General features: G+C 54.8%; 16 protein-coding genes. 6 read left to right on the top strand and 10 right to left on the bottom strand.

From position 1 onward, the window contains the following. Nucleotides 1-183: 183 nt before the first annotated feature. The 3 genes from AC6I8T_RS15285 to AC6I8T_RS15295 are packed head-to-tail and all read left to right on the top strand — an operon-like array spanning nt 184 to nt 1,883. The gene (locus tag AC6I8T_RS15285) at nt 184-543 is read left to right on the top strand and encodes an ArsC family reductase (protein ID WP_021184298.1); all 360 of its coding nucleotides are present in this window, start codon (nt 184-186) and stop codon (nt 541-543) included. 1 nt (nt 544) lies between these two features. After that, complete coding sequence (gene dapE / locus AC6I8T_RS15290) at nt 545-1,672, top strand: succinyl-diaminopimelate desuccinylase (RefSeq protein ID WP_021184299.1); 1,128 nt, start codon at nt 545-547, stop codon at nt 1,670-1,672. Nucleotides 1,673-1,694: 22 nt separating this feature from the next. Further along, the gene (locus AC6I8T_RS15295; protein ID WP_208723844.1) at nt 1,695-1,883 is read left to right on the top strand and encodes a YpfN family protein; all 189 of its coding nucleotides are present in this window, start codon (nt 1,695-1,697) and stop codon (nt 1,881-1,883) included. A 97-nt stretch (nt 1,884-1,980) separates the two neighbouring features. Here the strand turns inward: AC6I8T_RS15295 and ypfH are convergent, their stop codons facing one another. From ypfH to dapA, 6 genes are all read right to left on the bottom strand, one after another. After that, on the bottom strand, nt 1,981-2,679 hold the full coding sequence (ypfH, locus tag AC6I8T_RS15300; protein ID WP_021184301.1) for an esterase: 699 nt from the start codon (nt 2,677-2,679) through the stop codon (nt 1,981-1,983). A 73-nt stretch (nt 2,680-2,752) separates the two neighbouring features. Continuing rightward, the gene (locus AC6I8T_RS15305; protein ID WP_497834094.1) at nt 2,753-4,714 is read right to left on the bottom strand and encodes a tRNA(Met) cytidine acetyltransferase TmcA; all 1,962 of its coding nucleotides are present in this window, start codon (nt 4,712-4,714) and stop codon (nt 2,753-2,755) included. Continuing rightward, entirely contained in the window at nt 4,711-5,577 is an 867-nt protein-coding gene (ypfJ, locus tag AC6I8T_RS15310) for a KPN_02809 family neutral zinc metallopeptidase (RefSeq protein WP_208723842.1), read from the bottom strand. The genes AC6I8T_RS15305 and ypfJ overlap by 4 nt, the downstream gene beginning before the upstream one ends. Before the next feature lie 171 nt (nt 5,578-5,748). Continuing rightward, a complete protein-coding gene (purC, locus tag AC6I8T_RS15315) occupies nt 5,749-6,462 on the bottom strand; it encodes a phosphoribosylaminoimidazolesuccinocarboxamide synthase (protein ID WP_013510031.1) in 714 nt (237 codons plus the stop codon). 143 nt (nt 6,463-6,605) lie between these two features. Then, complete coding sequence (bamC, locus tag AC6I8T_RS15320; RefSeq protein ID WP_021184304.1) at nt 6,606-7,637, bottom strand: outer membrane protein assembly factor BamC; 1,032 nt, start codon at nt 7,635-7,637, stop codon at nt 6,606-6,608. A 13-nt stretch (nt 7,638-7,650) separates the two neighbouring features. After that, entirely contained in the window at nt 7,651-8,529 is an 879-nt protein-coding gene (gene dapA, locus AC6I8T_RS15325; protein WP_013510033.1) for a 4-hydroxy-tetrahydrodipicolinate synthase, read from the bottom strand. 143 nt (nt 8,530-8,672) lie between these two features. Here dapA and AC6I8T_RS15330 point away from each other — a divergent pair, with 143 nt between their 5' ends. Both AC6I8T_RS15330 and bcp read left to right on the top strand, forming a co-directional pair. Then, the gene (locus AC6I8T_RS15330; RefSeq protein ID WP_021184305.1) at nt 8,673-9,227 is read left to right on the top strand and encodes a glycine cleavage system transcriptional repressor; all 555 of its coding nucleotides are present in this window, start codon (nt 8,673-8,675) and stop codon (nt 9,225-9,227) included. A gap of 145 nt (nt 9,228-9,372) precedes the next feature. Then, nucleotides 9,373-9,840: a thioredoxin-dependent thiol peroxidase gene (gene bcp / locus AC6I8T_RS15335; RefSeq protein ID WP_021184306.1), complete on the top strand. Its 468-nt coding sequence runs from the start codon at nt 9,373-9,375 to the stop codon at nt 9,838-9,840. 34 nt (nt 9,841-9,874) lie between these two features. On the opposite strand, the gene AC6I8T_RS15340 is transcribed toward bcp, so the two are convergent. The 4 genes from AC6I8T_RS15340 to AC6I8T_RS15355 all read right to left on the bottom strand — a co-directional run bounded on the left by AC6I8T_RS15340 (nt 9,875) and on the right by AC6I8T_RS15355 (nt 14,250). Beyond that, complete coding sequence (locus AC6I8T_RS15340) at nt 9,875-10,933, bottom strand: AI-2E family transporter (RefSeq protein WP_021184307.1); 1,059 nt, start codon at nt 10,931-10,933, stop codon at nt 9,875-9,877. 103 nt (nt 10,934-11,036) lie between these two features. Continuing rightward, nucleotides 11,037-12,629: a sensor domain-containing diguanylate cyclase gene (locus AC6I8T_RS15345; RefSeq protein WP_208723839.1), complete on the bottom strand. Its 1,593-nt coding sequence runs from the start codon at nt 12,627-12,629 to the stop codon at nt 11,037-11,039. Between the two features lie 372 nt (nt 12,630-13,001). Next, nucleotides 13,002-13,610 carry a DsrE family protein gene (locus tag AC6I8T_RS15350; RefSeq protein ID WP_021184315.1) on the bottom strand — a complete coding sequence of 203 codons (609 nt, stop codon included), beginning with the start codon at nt 13,608-13,610 and terminating at the stop codon, nt 13,002-13,004. Nucleotides 13,611-13,644: 34 nt separating this feature from the next. Beyond that, nucleotides 13,645-14,250, bottom strand: coding sequence for a DsrE family protein (locus AC6I8T_RS15355; RefSeq protein ID WP_036626447.1), 606 nt, complete (start codon nt 14,248-14,250; stop codon nt 13,645-13,647). 706 nt (nt 14,251-14,956) lie between these two features. On the opposite strand from AC6I8T_RS15355, the gene bepA reads away from it, so the two are divergent. Further along, a complete protein-coding gene (bepA, locus tag AC6I8T_RS15360) occupies nt 14,957-16,423 on the top strand; it encodes a beta-barrel assembly-enhancing protease (RefSeq protein ID WP_021184319.1) in 1,467 nt (488 codons plus the stop codon). The last annotated feature ends 2 nt before the right edge of the window (nt 16,424-16,425 follow it).

Genomic DNA, 16,425 nt, shown 5'->3' on the forward strand with positions numbered 1-16,425 from the left:
TCAATTGATAGGTAATACTCATTTAGATCAAACGATTTGATAGTTATTATCTTTATACAATAGTGGGCCTGCGCTTAATTGCCAGTGAGAATACAAGATCGCTGTTATCCCGTCTGGCAACCTTGTTACAATCCCTGGCCGACCACGCAATCCATCTTCACGCTAAAAGAGTAGTCAAATACTATGTTCCAGCTCTACGGCATTAAAAATTGTGACACCATTAAAAAAGCCCGCCGATATTTAGAGGCTTCTGGCATTGATTATCGCTTCCATGATTATCGGGTAGATGGCGTGGACGATGCGCTGTTGCAGTCGTTTATTGACACGCTGGGTTATGAGCCGTTGCTCAATACCCGTGGCACCACCTGGCGCAAACTGCCAGAAGCAGAACGCGAAGCGGTACAGGATGCTGACAGCGCCAAAGCCCTGATGCTGGCGCAACCTGCCATCATCAAGCGCCCGGTGCTGGCGGCGGCCAATGGCGACCTGCTGGTGGGCTTTAATGAATCCCTTTATCACGCGTTTATCCAGGAGAAGTCATAACATGTTTTGTCCGGTTATTGAGCTGGCTCAGCAGCTGATTCGCCGCCCTTCCCTCAGCCCGGATGATGCGGGTTGTCAGGCGCTGCTGATTGCCCGACTGGAGGCGATTGGCTTCCAGGTGGAGCCAATGCACATTGGCGATACCCTTAACTTCTGGGCAACGCGTGGTGAGGGTGAAACCCTGGCATTTGCCGGTCATACCGATGTGGTGCCGCCCGGTGATGCTAACCGCTGGATTAACCCCCCGTTTGAACCCACCATTCGTGACGGCATGTTGTTTGGTCGCGGTGCCGCCGATATGAAAGGATCGCTGGCGGCGATGGTGGTGGCGGCAGAACGCTTTGTTGCGGCCCATCCCAATCATAAGGGGCGTCTGGCCTTTTTGATCACCTCCGATGAAGAAGCCAGCGCCGTTAACGGCACGGTGAAGGTGGTTGAACGCCTGATGGCGCGCAATGAACGCATGGACTACTGCCTGGTGGGTGAGCCATCCAGCACCGAAGTGGTCGGCGATGTGGTGAAAAATGGCCGTCGCGGCTCCATCACCGCCAATCTGACCATTCACGGCGTGCAGGGGCATGTGGCTTACCCGCATCTGGCGGATAACCCGGTGCATCGCGCCATGCCTGCGTTAAATGAACTGGTGGCCACCGAGTGGGATCAGGGGAATGAATTCTTCCCACCAACCAGCATGCAGATTGCCAACGTCAAGGCAGGCACCGGCAGCAACAACGTGATTCCTGGCGAATTTTTCGTTCAGTTCAACTTTCGCTTCAGTACCGAACTGACCGACCAGATGATCCGTGAGCGTGTTGCCGCTCTGCTGGATCGCCACCAGTTACGCTACACGCTGGAGTGGAATCTTTCCGGCCAGCCGTTCCTGACATCACGCGGCAAGCTGGTGGATGCCGTGGTGAACGCGGTGGCACACTATAATGAAATCAAGCCGCAGTTACTGACCACCGGCGGCACCTCCGACGGACGTTTTATCGCCCGCATGGGGGCGCAGGTGGTGGAGCTCGGCCCGGTGAACGCCACCATTCATAAAATCAATGAATGCGTGAAGGCGTCAGATTTGCAGATGCTGAGCCGTATGTATCAGCGCATCATGGAACAGCTGATCGCCTGAGACACGCATAAGGAGTGGGCAAATGGAATGGTTGAAAGAGTATTGGTGGATCCTGGTGATCCTGCTGATGGTCGGTATTTTGATGAACGTCTACAAAGACCTGAAACGTATCGACCATAAAAAATTTATGGAAAACAAACCGGATCTGCCGCCACATCGTGATTTCAACGACAAGTGGGACGATGACGACGACTGGCCCAAGAAGAAATAACATCTAGCACCATCGTAGCGGCGCGATTTATCGCGCAGTTTTTTCCCGCATCACGCACCAAACCGCGCGAGAAATCGCACCGCTACGGGACCATGAGTTACACCATCATCACCACATCATCATCGCCGGGTTTCGCACCGCTCAGCGCTTCGTCAAAGTAGCGACGCGGCACGGTATAGCGCAGATGATTCAACGCCAGTTCCATACTGCGATCGTCGATGGCATGTGGCAAATCCTCCACAATATCCAGCGTGACGTCACCGCCCAACGCCGTTAAACGCTGCGCCGCGTCCTCAGCATGCTGCATCGGGATCTGATCATCATAGTCGCCGTGAATCAGATGGATAGTGGTACGGGTACTGGCGCGTTCCGGTAACGTCACGTAACGTCCACTGAACGCCACCACGCGTCCGGCCAGATCCGGCTGGGCCTTCACGCCTTCCAGCACCATGGTGCTACCCTGCGAGAAACCAATCAGCGCCGTGGCTTCCGGTCGGACCCCACTTTGTTGCTGCCAGTGGCGCACCGATTCAATAAATTCCGGCATCGCCCCATCGACGCCCTGCTGTTCGGAACGATCGTGCGCCGGGATTTCGGCATACCATTTACGCCCCTGCGGTACGCTGCCGGGCAAGGGTGCCCCCACCGCCACCACCAGCGCTTCCGGGAAGGCACGCGCAAACCAGCTCCCGATCTGCGCCATCGAGTCCGGGTTATCGTTGACACCGTGGTACAGCAGAAACAGCTGCGCGGGGTCGGTGCTCGGTTGCTGAACAATCACATAATGTAGTGCCATAATATCCTCCTGTGATCACTATACGCCGCTGTGAGCACAGTGATATTGGGAAAATTTGAATGAGATAATGGATTTATTGCAATGACGCGAGCCGTTGTTGCCAGCGAGATGCCGCACTGGCATCCCTGTCTGTCAGCGCCTGAGCCGCCTCAACCCGTAGCTGCGCCATCAAGGCTTTGCGCCCGCCACTCCCCACCTGACTCAGCGCTTGTTTTTGCACAAGTATGGCGTGCAACAACGGCTGTGGATGTTGTCGTACCAGGCGCTGCAAAGCCGCGAAGCTGGCCTCCCACGGACGTTGTGCCCAGGCAAAACCGGCCAGCAACGCCAGATCATCGTCATCGGTTTGCTGCTCCCCCTCCGGCTCCAGCGGCAGATCCAGTTCAATCAACTGTTGCAGCCACGGCCAGTCACGCGCCAATCTGCGGGCCGCCCGCTGTTGCAACATTTCGCCTGCTGGCGTCAGTGCCAGCATCGCCATCGCGGCGTAACATCCGCTACTGGCTTCGCGCTGTGAACCGATGCGTACCAGGGTAAAGCCGCAGCGCTGCCAGAAACGCCACAAGGCCTCGGTATAGCCAAAACTCACCGAGAGATAATCGCAACCCTGCGCTTGCTGACGGGCCGTCGCGACCAACGCGGTTCCAATACCACGCTGCCGCTGCGCCGCCATCACCGCGATACGGCTGATGCGTCGCGATCGCAAGGTCGCAGCCTCAACGAAACCGGCATGGGCGGCCAGCGATTGTGCCACCAGGTTTCCACGGGGACGACGCAACCCTGCCCATACTGACCAGGCCAGCGCGGGATCCAGCCCACCTTCCTCTACCAACCACAACGCCCCCTGAACGTTGTCTGGCGTACCCGCCAGCCAGAAACGCTGACCGGGAGCATCCAGCATCCGCCGCAAGTCGAGCGGCGAAGTACGATAGTGGGCACTGGCTAACAAGCGATACCCCGCAGCCAGGGCTTCGGCATGCTGTTCCGGCGAGGCGGGAAACAGCGAGATCGCAGACGGCGGCGCACTCTCCTGCGCGTCCTCAAATAACAGGACATGACTGAGCCAGGCTTCTAACGGATCGTGCGGCGACCAGCGCAGTGGCTCATCCAGCGCGAAATAATGTACATCCGACAACGAGGCACAGAAGCGCAGCATAAAACCGCGCCCGGTCCCTTCATAACCCTGTACCGTGGTCGTCAGCAACACACGCGGAAAGCGTGCCACCAGCTTTGCAAGCAGCGGTGCCGGAATCGCCGCCGCTTCATCGATAATCAGCCACTCCGCCTGTGGAGGAGGATTGATCGCCAATAACGCATCCGGGGCGATAAACTGAAAATGCTCACCGGCAAACTGCGCCAGCACGTCGGTGGAGACTTTCGCGGGGGCGGTGACAAGGCAGGGGCGTTTTTCCCGCGCCAGCATACCCGCCAGCGCAGATTTGCCACGCCCACGCGCGGCGGTGATGACCGCCACCCCGGTGGGCATGGCCAGTAATTGTTGCAGGATACGCTGCTGTTGTTGCGGTGCCCGACAGTGCCACTCCGGCCAGGCGATCGCCTGCGGTGCACGCGCGGGATAGCCTTCCCGCAGCAACATCACCTGGGGGTCATCAAGCATGCTCTGTTGTAATTGACGGGTGAAATGCGGCGTGGCGATCGCGACGGAGACATCCGCCCAACGCAGGCTGTCGGCATCCGCCTGGCTGGCCCATGCCTGCCACGGCGGCGTCAGCAACAACAGCCAGCTTCCGGCTTTCAGGGTACCCGCCAACGCGGCAAACGCTTCGGCATGGAAGCCATGACGGGCATCAAAAATAGCGTGCAGGAATTCCCGTCCCAGCAACGTGCGTAACGCCGCTGGGGCATGGGATGTCGCGCTGAAATCGGTTTGTTCGCTGATGCATAGCCAGTCACCTGCTAAGGTACTGCGCCACTGGGCAACCTGCTGGCTCGTCCATGCGCTGCTGCCGCTGATCACGCACAGGCGGCGAATGCCTGCCCACTGCATCGCCGTGCTGACTTCACGCAGGTTCATCCTTTGCTGGCAAAGGTGTTGCATTGACCAGGGTTGCCGCTGTCAAAACCCTGTTTGAACCAGGTATAACGCTGCTGCGACGTACCGTGGGTAAAGCTATCAGGCACCACCCGCCCCTGGCTTTTTTGTTGCAAGCGATCATCACCGATCGCCTCAGCTGCATTCAGCGCTTCCTGCAAATCCCCCACTTCGAGGATGTTCTGTTGCTGCATATAATGGCCCCAGACACCGGCAAAGCAGTCGGCCTGGAGTTCCATCTTCACCGATAATTGATTAACCTGCGCCTGGCTGGCGCCCTGCTGCATCTGACGTACTTTGGGTTCGATCCCCAACAATTTCTGCACATGATGACCCACTTCATGCGCAATCACGTAGCCCTGAGCAAAATCTCCGCCCGCACCGAGTTTGGTTTTCATGTCATCGTAAAAAGACAAGTCGATGTAGACGGTCTGATCCGCCGGGCAGTAGAAAGGTCCCATTACCGACTGGCCAGTACCACAGCCGGTGCGCGTGGCACCGCGATACATCACCAGTTTCGGCGGCACATATTGTTTGCCCATCTGCTGAAACAGTTTGTCCCAGGTATCTTCAGTGGTCGCCAGGATCACCGAGGTGAATTTTGCGGCTTCATCCTGTGCCGGTTTCGCCTGACGCTGTTGTTGCGTGGTGGACGTCAGATTGCCGCCACCTTCAAGCAGCGCCGTCAGGTCATAGCCGTAGTAACCGGCCACCGCCACGATGATTAATAGGATGATGCCGCCTTTACCACGCGGCAGACGGATCTGTCGACCTCCGCTGTAACCCGGCGATTGATCGCGTCGGTCTTCCACATTGTCGCTTTCGCGACGTCCCTGCCAGCGCATGGCATGCTCCTGTTTTGATCAAAATTGGCTTTGCATGATTTTAGATGGCGGCAGGAGGAAGCACCAGCGCGTAACGGCGCGATTTATCCTGCTATTCGGGACGCGGCACAAAAAAAAGCAGCGCGATAAATCGCGCCGCTACATGGGGTGCCGTCAATGGTTACCGATTAATTAATCCAGTTTCACGCCCAGACGGTGCGCCACTTCTTCATAGGCTTCGATCAGGCCGCCCAGGCTCTGACGGAAACGGTCTTTGTCCATTTTGTCCATCGTCTCTTTGTCCCACAGACGTGCGCCGTCTGGTGAGAACTCATCGCCGAGTACGACTTCGCCTTTGAACAGACCAAACTCCAGTTTGAAGTCGACCAGGATCAGACCGGCGTCATCAAACATTTTGCTCAGCACGTCGTTCGCTTTGTAGGTCAGCTCACGCATGCGCGCCAGATTCTCTTTGCTCACCCAACCAAAGGTTTCGCAGTAAGATTCGTTCACCATCGGGTCGTGTTTGGCGTCATCTTTCAGGAAGAGATCAAACAGCGGCGGATTGAGCAACATGCCCTCTTCTACGCCCAGACGTTTAACCAGTGACCCTGCCGCACGGTTGCGCACCACGCACTCCACCGGCACCATCTCCAGCTTTTTCACCAGCGCTTCGTTATCCGACAGCAGCGCTTCCATCTGGGTCGGAATGCCCGCTTCCTGCAATTTGGTCATGATGAAATGGTTGAATTTGTTGTTCACCATTCCTTTGCGATCAAACTGCTCGATTCGTGCACCGTCTCCTGCTGACGTATCGTTGCGGAATTCAAGTACCAGCAGATCCGGATTGTCGGTGCTGTATACGGTTTTCGCTTTACCGCGATACAACTCAGCTCGCTTTTGCATCTTGTTAACTCCAAACATGAAAGAACCCGTGTTCAACAGCGGTTGCCCACTGCACGGCGGCAATACGCAATCGTTTACCTCGCCGGGCGCTATTATGCCAAAATCTCAAAAAAAAGGCCGGATATTCTCCGGCCTGAGGCAATTTATTTGTTCAGTGCGCCCTGCATCACCGCCACCAGCGCATCATTCTGCGACTGGGTCAGCACATGACCTTTAGGATCAATGAACTGTAGGCTGCTGCGGTTATCGAGATCACCGACCTGCAATTTATAATCGCCGTTCGGTAAACCCGGATCTTTCGCACCAATGTCATCCCACGCGCCGCTGCCCGGCTGCTTGTAGGTGACGTTCAGACTGCCCTGCGAGCGATTGCTGTCGGTCACTTCCATGCCTGCGCGCTTCAGCGCCGCTGGCAGACGCTGCCAGGTCAGGTTGAACGGCGAACGCAGAATCAACAACGGCAAGCCAGTGTCATCAGCACCACTCTGAACGGCAATCTGGCCGACACCACGACCGGCTGCGGCATCCTGAGCTGCGGTATCGATCTTATCCATACCGGTGCTGAGGTCGTTCAACATCTGCGCGGTGTAGCGCTGGATTTGAACCGGCGTCGTCACCGTCTGGCCTGACTGTTGCAGCTCAAGCAGACGCACCGTCAGCACCTGCTGATAGCCCTGATTCTGCACGCTGACCTGGTAACGGCCACGATACTGATTGTCTTCATCCGCACGGTTCCACTGCACCCAATCGGTGGTCAGCTGCTGGGCAGCATCATCACGCTGGGCGATCGGGAATTTGTACGACTGCACCACGTTCACCACCTGAGACCAGATGGAGCCACGGCTGCTTTCCACTGCCAGAACACCGGTATTGCCGGTGAACTGCGCGCGTGTACCGTTCATCAGCGCCAGCGGCTGAGCAGGCGGACGAATATCCAGTTCTTTACCTACCGCGCCTTTGGCAACGGCGTGCGGTACATCATAATCACCATTCTGCACAGGCAGAATCATTCCCGCCGGAGCTTTTAAATCATGCAGTTCAGGCGCCTGCAAGTAAGATTCATCACCACTGACCTGGCGCTTATAACGCTGATCGCTGGAACAAGCTGACAGCAGCATCAGGGTGGACAAACCCACCACAGTCGCCAGCGTCGAGCGCTTCACTGTATAACGCATTGATTCTCCCTAATTATCGCAGACCCGCTTTGATCAATGCCTGCGCCGTTTTGCTCTGACCGGCTTCGGTCAGCGGCGTCATTGGCAAACGCAGCGTGTCATCCGCGATTAATCCTAGTTGTTTCGCGGCCCATTTCACCGGGATAGGATTGGGTTCACAGAAAAGCGTCTGGTGCAGGTGCATCAGACGCTGATTCAGGCGACGCGCTTCGGCGAAGTTGCCCTGCTGCGCCAGTGCGCACAGTTCAACCATTTCACGAGCCGCAATGTTGGCCGTGACCGAAATAACGCCTTTACCGCCCAGTTGCATGAAGTCCAGCGCGGTGCCGTCATCGCCACTTACCAGAATGAATTCATCATCAACCAGCTCTTGGATCTGACTAACCCGCGATAAGTTCCCGGTTGCCTCTTTGATTCCGATAATATTTTTGATTTCGGCCAGACGCGCAACGGTTTCCGGCAGCATGTCGCAACCGGTTCGTGAAGGCACGTTATACAGCATCTGGGGCAGATCGGTGCTTTCCGCAATCGCTTTGAAGTGCTGGAACAATCCTTCCTGCGTCGGACGGTTGTAATACGGGGTCACGGTCAGGCAACCCACCACACCGGTGCCGGTAAAGCGTTTGGTGAGCGAGATCCCTTCAGCGGTGGCATTTGCGCCGGTTCCGGCAATCACCGGAATACGGCCATCGGCCAGTTCGAGGGTCATCATCACCACATCGCCATGCTCTTCATGGCTGAGGGTGGCTGATTCGCCGGTGGTGCCAACAGAAACAATCGCCGCGGTGCCGCTGGCGACATGATAATCAATCAGTTTTTTCAAACTCGCGCGGCAGACATTGCCTTTGTCATTCATTGGCGTTACGAGCGCAACAATACTTCCGGTGAACATGGGCGATCCCCTCGACAAACAAGTGCTTCATGGTACGTTTTACGCTGTGGGAAAAGCAAGCGAGCCACGCCATTCCCGCGCTTGTCAGCAGTTTTTTTTATGTTTACCTTATGGTTATTAGCGAACACACAGGAAATGTCATTTTGTCGCAGCCACAGCCTCACCATCTGGTGATCACCGCATTGGGCGTTGATCGTCCGGGTATTGTGAATACCATCACCCGCCATGTCAGCAGCTGCGGCTGCAACATCGAAGACAGTCGCCTGGCGATGCTCGGTGATGAATTCACCTTTATTATGCTGCTCTCCGGAAGCTGGAATGCCATTACCCTGATTGAATCCACCCTGCCGATGAAAGGGGCTGAGCTGGAGTTGTTGATCGTGATGAAGCGCACCAATGCGCGCGCCACGCCACCAATGCCGGCCACCGTCTGGGTTCAGGTTGAAGTTCCGGATTCCCCGCATATCATCGAACGGTTTACCGACCTGTTCGATAAACATCAAATGAACATTGCTGAATTGGTTTCGCGCATTCAACCGGCGCAGGATGGTGTACCGCCTACCCTGTATATTCAGATGACGGCGCACAGCGCTGAAGGCGCGCGTATCGAACCGGCGTTTAATCAACTCTGTCAGGAACTGCACGCCCAGGGTACGATTCGCTTATATAGCGTGGCGGATGATGCCGTACCGCACTGATGCGACCTCCGGGTTATTTCGTCACACACTCTGTCCGGATTGGATAAACAGTGTGCGGAAATAACCCTGACGGTAAACTCCACCTGGCACTTTTGGCCCTGATGGTGTATTACCCACAGCATGAAGAAAAAAATGGAGAGTTGTGATGAATCCACTGAAAGCCGGTGATACCGCACCGAAATTTAGCTTGCCCGATCAGGATGGCGAACAAGTAAATTTGGCCGACTTCCAGGGACAGCGCGTTCTGGTCTATTTCTACCCGAAAGCCATGACGCCGGGCTGCACCGTACAGGCCTGCGGCCTGCGCGACAACATGGATGAATTGAAAAAGGTCGGTGTGGAAGTGCTGGGTATCAGCACTGACAAACCGGAGAAGCTATCGCGTTTTGCCGAGAAAGAGCTGCTGAACTTTACGCTGCTGTCTGATGAAGACCATCAGGTATGCGAACAGTTTGGCGTCTGGGGTGAGAAAACCTTTATGGGTAAAACCTACGACGGCATTCACCGCATCAGCTTCCTGATTGATGGTAATGGCAAGGTGGAGAAGGTGTTCGACGATTTCAAAACGTCTAACCACCACGACATCGTGCTGGATTACCTCCAGTCAGCCTGATGAGCAACGGGTGCGTACCACGCACCCGTTTTCTTTAATTCACGATAGTTTCTTCCGGCCAGGCCCGAACCACCGCTTTGATTAACGTAGCCAGTGGGATGGCGAAGAACACACCCCAGAAGCCCCACAACCCACCGAAAATCACGACCGACAGAATGATCACCAGCGGGTGCAGGTTGACCGCTTCCGAGAACAGAATCGGCACCAGGACGTTACCATCCAACCCCTGAATCACCAGATAAACCACAAACATGGTCCAGAAGTCGCTGCCCAGGCCCCACTGGAACAGCCCCACGCCAATGACCGGGATGGTCACCAGCATCGCACCGATATAAGGGATCAGGACCGATACCCCAACCAGCACCGCCAGCAGCAGCGCGTAGTTAAGGCCGAGCAGCAGAAACGCCAGCCAGCTCACCACGCCCACCGCCACCATCTCCAGCACTTTGCCGCGAATATAGTTGGTGATCTGTTGGTTCATCTCCTGCCACACCACGCCTGCCAGGCCACGGTTGCGCGGCAATACGCGACGCACCGCATTTAACATCTGCTCTTTATCCTTCAACAGGAAAAACACCATCAGCGGCACCAGCACCAGGTAAATCATCAACGTCATCAGCCCAACCAACGACGCCAGTGAATATTTCACCAGCGACTCACCTAGCCCGGTCAGGCGGCTGCGTAAGTTTTCGACCACGATGTCGATGATGCCCGCATCCACCAGTGCCGGATAACGCTTCGGCAGTCCGGCGGCAAACAGGTAAAGTTTGTTGAGCATATTGGGGAGATCGCGGGTGAGGTTGATGCCCTGCTGCCATGCGACGGGTGCAACAATCAACACCATCACCAGCACGATACCGCCGAACAGCACCAGCACGATGCTGGAAGCCCAGGTGCGGCTACATCCCACCCGCTCTAAACGGACTGTTGGCCACTCCAGCAGATACGCCAGCACCAGCGCCACCAACAGCGGGGCCAGCAAGCCACTAAAGAAGAAGAGGATAAGAAACGCCGCCAGCAAAATTGCCACCAGGCCAATTGCCTGGGGATCGCTAAAGCGACGTCTGTACCATTGAATAAGCAGAGCCAGCATACCTTTCCTTTCCCGTAACGGTGCGATTTATCGCGCAAACCCGTGCACTATACGGGAAAAATCTGCGCGATAAATCGCGCCGCTACAAATCCATAATGTCTCTTTAACGCGTAATACTACTGACCAGCGCATCCTGCCCGGCCAGCATCACACAATTTCGTCCGGCATTTTTCGCCTGATACAAGGCCGCATCGGCCTGTTTCAGGCTCTGCTCCTGTGAGCCGTTGTCCGGCTGCCACAGCGCGATACCCACCGAGATGGTGATATTCCCCACCGCATCAATCCAGCTATCAGCAATGCTTTGACGCAACCTTTCGGCGATGATTCTCGCCTCTTCCGGCGCAGTCCCCGGCAGCAACATCAAAAACTCTTCGCCGCCATTACGACAAACCACATCGGTCTGACGAGCACTGCTTCGCAACGCCTGCGCCACTTTTTTGATCACCTCGTCACCCACGTCATGACCAAAGTTGTCGTTGACCCGTTTGAAGTGATCAATATCCAGCGCCAGCACTGCAAACGGCTGACGCATGGCAAGGAAGTAATCCAGCACCGCACCGAGGCCGCGTCGGTTAAGCAAATTTGTCATCGGATCGGTCTGGACTTCGGATTTCAGCCGTCCGATTTTATCCTGCACCAGACCGATACCGGTCAGCATCGCGCGTTTAACCTGCGCGGCTTCAAAGTACCAGGCGCGGATACCATTGATCTCACCGGACACGCTTTGGGTATCCATCTGGCTGGCCTTACGCGCCAATTGCCACAGCGGTAAGGCAATCAGACGCGAAAGAATGACTGCCGCCAGCAGGGTTAACAACGCAAAAGGCACCGAGTTTTTCAACACTTTCAACAACAGGCCGGAGAGCGGTGCCAGCGTCACGTCGGTCGGTTTCAGCGCTACCACCATCCAGCCGGTGGTGGGCACAATCGCATAACCGGCCAACTTCGATGTCTCTTCATCCATCAATTGCAATGAACCGTTAGTCCGATTCTGACGCTCCTGGTCACTGATAATCCCCGGTACCGTTTTACCAATCAGTTGACTGTTCTGGTGATACAGCACCTGGTCATTACGATCCAATACATAGACATGCGTGCCATCGCGATAAAACTGCTCGCCGAGTAACGCATTGAGAATACTTTTCTTTTTCAGATAAATCGTGCCGCCAATGTAGCCCAGATAGCGTCCATCGTTGCTCCAGATTGGCCAGGAAACAAACACAATCAGGTTATTCGCTACCGAAAGCGTCGGTTTACTGACCATAGGTTGGCGTTTCGCCAGGGCTTCACGCGATGCCTGACTGGTGAGATGCATACCTTTTAACATCATCGATTCCGGTGAAATGGCTTTCACTACGCCATCGGTATCGACTATCGCCACCGAGTTGAAGCTGTTGGTTTGCTCGCGCAGGCGATTCACCTCTCCCTGAGCCAACTCAGAGTTATCAAAATCATTGCCCAGTTTTGTCGCGCTGTAGTGCAACTGTGATTCAGCCAGTTGAAAGAAGACTTCAGTGGTGGAAGCCAGTTTGGTGGCATAAGCGCGATTGGCTTCGAGGGTGCTTTCGATCAGGACCATGCGTTGCACCCGCCATGTTGCGTACAACGCATTAGCGAGCGTGATAACAATACTGGTGATCGCCAGCAGCATGATTAGCGTGCGCAGATCAGTTTTAGGCCAGATGCGCGTTAACATGGCGCACCCGCCATCAGGAGTCTGTTCATCATTGGTGTGCCTGGCAGTCTTGTTATTGTTGGACGTACTTACCCTGGTGAGGTAACGGAGAATTGTACACCCACAACCCAATTTGAGCACTAAGCATCCTGCCGACACCCCAATTCTTTTGCTTTTATCTGGCGCTAATTAGTCAATTAATCCGTTTATATCGTAAAAGGGAAACGGTCCGGGATAATCGTCAATCGCACAAAATTTCGCGATGGCTTTCGACTGGGTGCCCCAGTTAGCCCATTCCGACGTGCAGTTGTAGCAAATCGGGGTCAGCAACTTGAGTCAACCCGCTGAAGAACGAACAAGATGACAGCAGCGCATGCTGCCGTCTGGGGAATATTACAGCATCAGGAAGGCATAACCTTCGTTTTGCAGCGTCGCCACGGTGGTGCCGCTGGAGAGGGTATGCGTCACCATCGGGTCAATCCATTCACGCTCCAGTTGATGGAAAGCCACCGACTGATCGCAAATCGATACCTTGACCCCGGCTTTTTCCAGTTCGCTGATCAACTTCAGGTTAGGGTTATCCACACCGTAGGCTTTGCGGAACTGTTCATTGTTCAGCGCTGCGGGGACTGCATCGCTATTGATCGACACCACAAAGTTCAGTTGCTCCAACGGCACACCGGCAGCGTAATAAAGATTCGTTACCCGTGCCACCCGCTCCAGCCCGAGATTTGGCTGGCGAATATCCCCCTCACTGCGGTTAATCTGGAACACGATTTTATTGCTCAAACCAGGCGTGCTGGCCGGATTGTATGCAGGCGTGTCAACAAAGTGGATCTTGCCGTAACCCGCGATTGCTGGCGTGCTCCAGAAATCGGCCGGTTCGGTTTTCTTATCCGCAAAGCGGTCGCTGAATTTATCGACCATATCGGGAATCTGGAGCACATTGCCGCCAACAAAACCGGCCAGTGCTGCCACAACAATGTATGTCGCTGGACGCATTTCACTTCTCCTCAACCATCATCAAAATGCCTGTTTACATTTGCAACCACGCATAACCCTGATTTTGCAGCGTCGACACCGTGGTCGGGCTGGAGAGCGCGTGAATCACCGATTTATCGATCCAGTCATTGGGATAATGATGAAACGCCACCGACTGATCGCACACCGACACCTTTACCCCTTGCTTGTTCAACTCCGCAATCAGCGGCAGATTGGGGTTATCGGTGCCATAAAATTGTTTGAAATGCGTGTTATCCAGCATCGCCGGGGTGGCATCTCCGGTGACCGATACCACAAAATGCAGCTGATCGGCCGGTACGCCCGAGGCGATGTAGAGATTAACCACCCTTGCTACGCGCTCAAGGCCGAGATTAGGCCGGGCAATATCACCTTCGTTTTTAGTGAGCTGAAAGACGATCTTGTTGCTCAGTCCAGGCACAGGTTTAAAAGCGGCATCGGCTTCGTAATGGATCTTGCCGTACCCTTCGATACCTGGGGTACTCCAGAAACCTTCCGGGTCCGCTGGTGGAGCAGAAAAGTGGTTCATTACACGTTGATAGATGTCATCGCTTCTGCTGACGACAGCACCGACAAAACCCCCAACAATCGCGATCAGGGCCCAGGAGACAGCAGTACGCATAGAGATACTCCGGCAGGCATGGAAAGTCCGTTTGAACAAAGTACGTTATCTATACCACACCAGGACAACGCCTAAAGCAGGCGGATTTACTGCCCGCGCACGGTTTACTTGCAGGAAAAATAATTAGCGAGACTAATTGAATAACAACCTTGATGGAGCCTGAGCGAGGAGTTGAAAAATAGCTGGTCGGAAGTTTTGCCGGTAACAGGGATTGTCATGACAAACACCGACTTAAAATATGGCCGTCTTAATGTACAGTGCCGCATTTAACCTTTTGCGGCATGATAAAGAATGTCGATGGATAAAATGGGCCAGTTCGGGCTTAGATAGCTTGTTTTTCAGAGAAAACCTGGAAAAACTTATGCCAGGTTCAATAATTTTGAGTAACTTTACCAATCTTTAATCTGAGCCAACCGAAAACAGCCTGCTGGCGTCCAGGTCGCTTTATTCAAATTTTTGCTGCTTTTATCAACAGACAACAGCAACATTTTGCATTCATCACATCCCCCTGCTTTGCTTGCTTGTATGCTGCGGGTGGTTAAGATAAACAATCATCCCAACATTCGTAGCGGCGCGATTTATCGCGCGTCTTTCAAAACTGCGCGATAAATCGCGCCGCTACGAATGGGCGTTAACTGAGTGGCTTTACAGAACATTTGCACCACTTAACGGTCCAATTTCCGGACACTTTTTACAGGATCAAGGCATGTTTAACCGGTTGAAAAAATCAGCGCTGGCAGCCCTTATTCCTGCGCTGCTTCTCACACCTGTGCTGAGCGTCAGGGCTGACGTGAGCGACTCTCTGCCCGATATTGGCACCACGGCAGGCGCAACGCTGTCGATTAACCAGGAATTACAGATTGGTGATTTCTATGTACGACAACTGCGGGCCAGTGCACCACTGATCAACGATCCGCTGTTAAATCAATATATCAATCAACTCGGACAGCGGCTGGTGGCGCACGCCGATTCGGTGCGTACACCGTTTCATTTTTATCTGATCCAGAATGATGAGCTGAACGCCTTCGCCTTCTTCGGTGGCAACGTGGTGCTGCACTCGGCGTTGTTCCGCTTTACCGATAACGAAAGCCAGCTGGCATCGGTGATGGCGCATGAAATTTCGCACGTCACCCAGCGCCATCTGGCGCGTGCGATGGAAGAGCAAAAACGCAATGCACCGCTGACCTGGGTCGGCGCGCTTGGCTCGATTCTGCTGGCTATTGCTAACCCGCAAGCGGGTATGGCCGGGTTAATGGGCACCCTCGCCGGGACCCAACAGGGTATGATCAGCTTTACGCAAGCGAATGAACAGGAGGCCGATCGCATCGGCATTCAGGTGTTGCAGCGTGCCGGGTTTGATCCCCAGGCGATGCCAAATTTCCTGCAAAAACTGGCTGACCAGAGCCGCTTCTCTTCCAAACCCCCGGAAATTCTGCTGACTCACCCCCTGCCCGATAGCCGCCTGGCGGATGCGCGCAACCGCGCGAACCAGATGCGACCGGTGGTGGTGCAATCATCGCAGGATTTTTATATGGCGAAGGTACGCGCACTTGGCATGTATTCCACCGGTCAAAACCAACTGACAGATGACCTGCTCGATCAATACGCCAAGGGCAATACCCGCGAACAGCAGGCTTCACAATACGGCAAAGCGGTGCAGTTTTTGCAGGCGAAAAGCTTTGAAAACGCGAAGAAAATCATCTCCCCGATGCTGACTAAACAACCGGATAATGTCTGGTTTCTCGATATCATGAGCGACATCGACATCGGTCTGAATCAGCCACAACAGGCCATCAAGATGTTGAGCAGCGCCAAGGGCAGCAACAGCAATCCGGTAATTCAGCTCAACCTCGCCAATGCCTATGTCGAAGCCAAACAACCGGCCAATGCCAGCCGTATTCTTCATCGTTATACCTGGTCGAATCCCAACGATCCTAACGGCTGGGATCTGCTGGCGCAGGCATCGGCAGCCCAGGGTTTACAAGATGAGGAGTTGTCGGCACGCGCGGAGGGCCTGGCGTTAAATGGTCAGATGGATCAGGCGATCAGAGCGCTTAGCAGCGCCAGCGCCCAGGTGCCGCTCGGTAGCCTGAAACAGGCGCGTTATGACGCGCGCATTGATCAATTTAGAGAGCTGCAAAAACGCTTCCAACAGTATCAAAAAGGATCTTAATC

The sequence above is a fragment of the Pantoea sp. X-Soil-OKNW-556 genome (genome assembly GCF_059730695.1).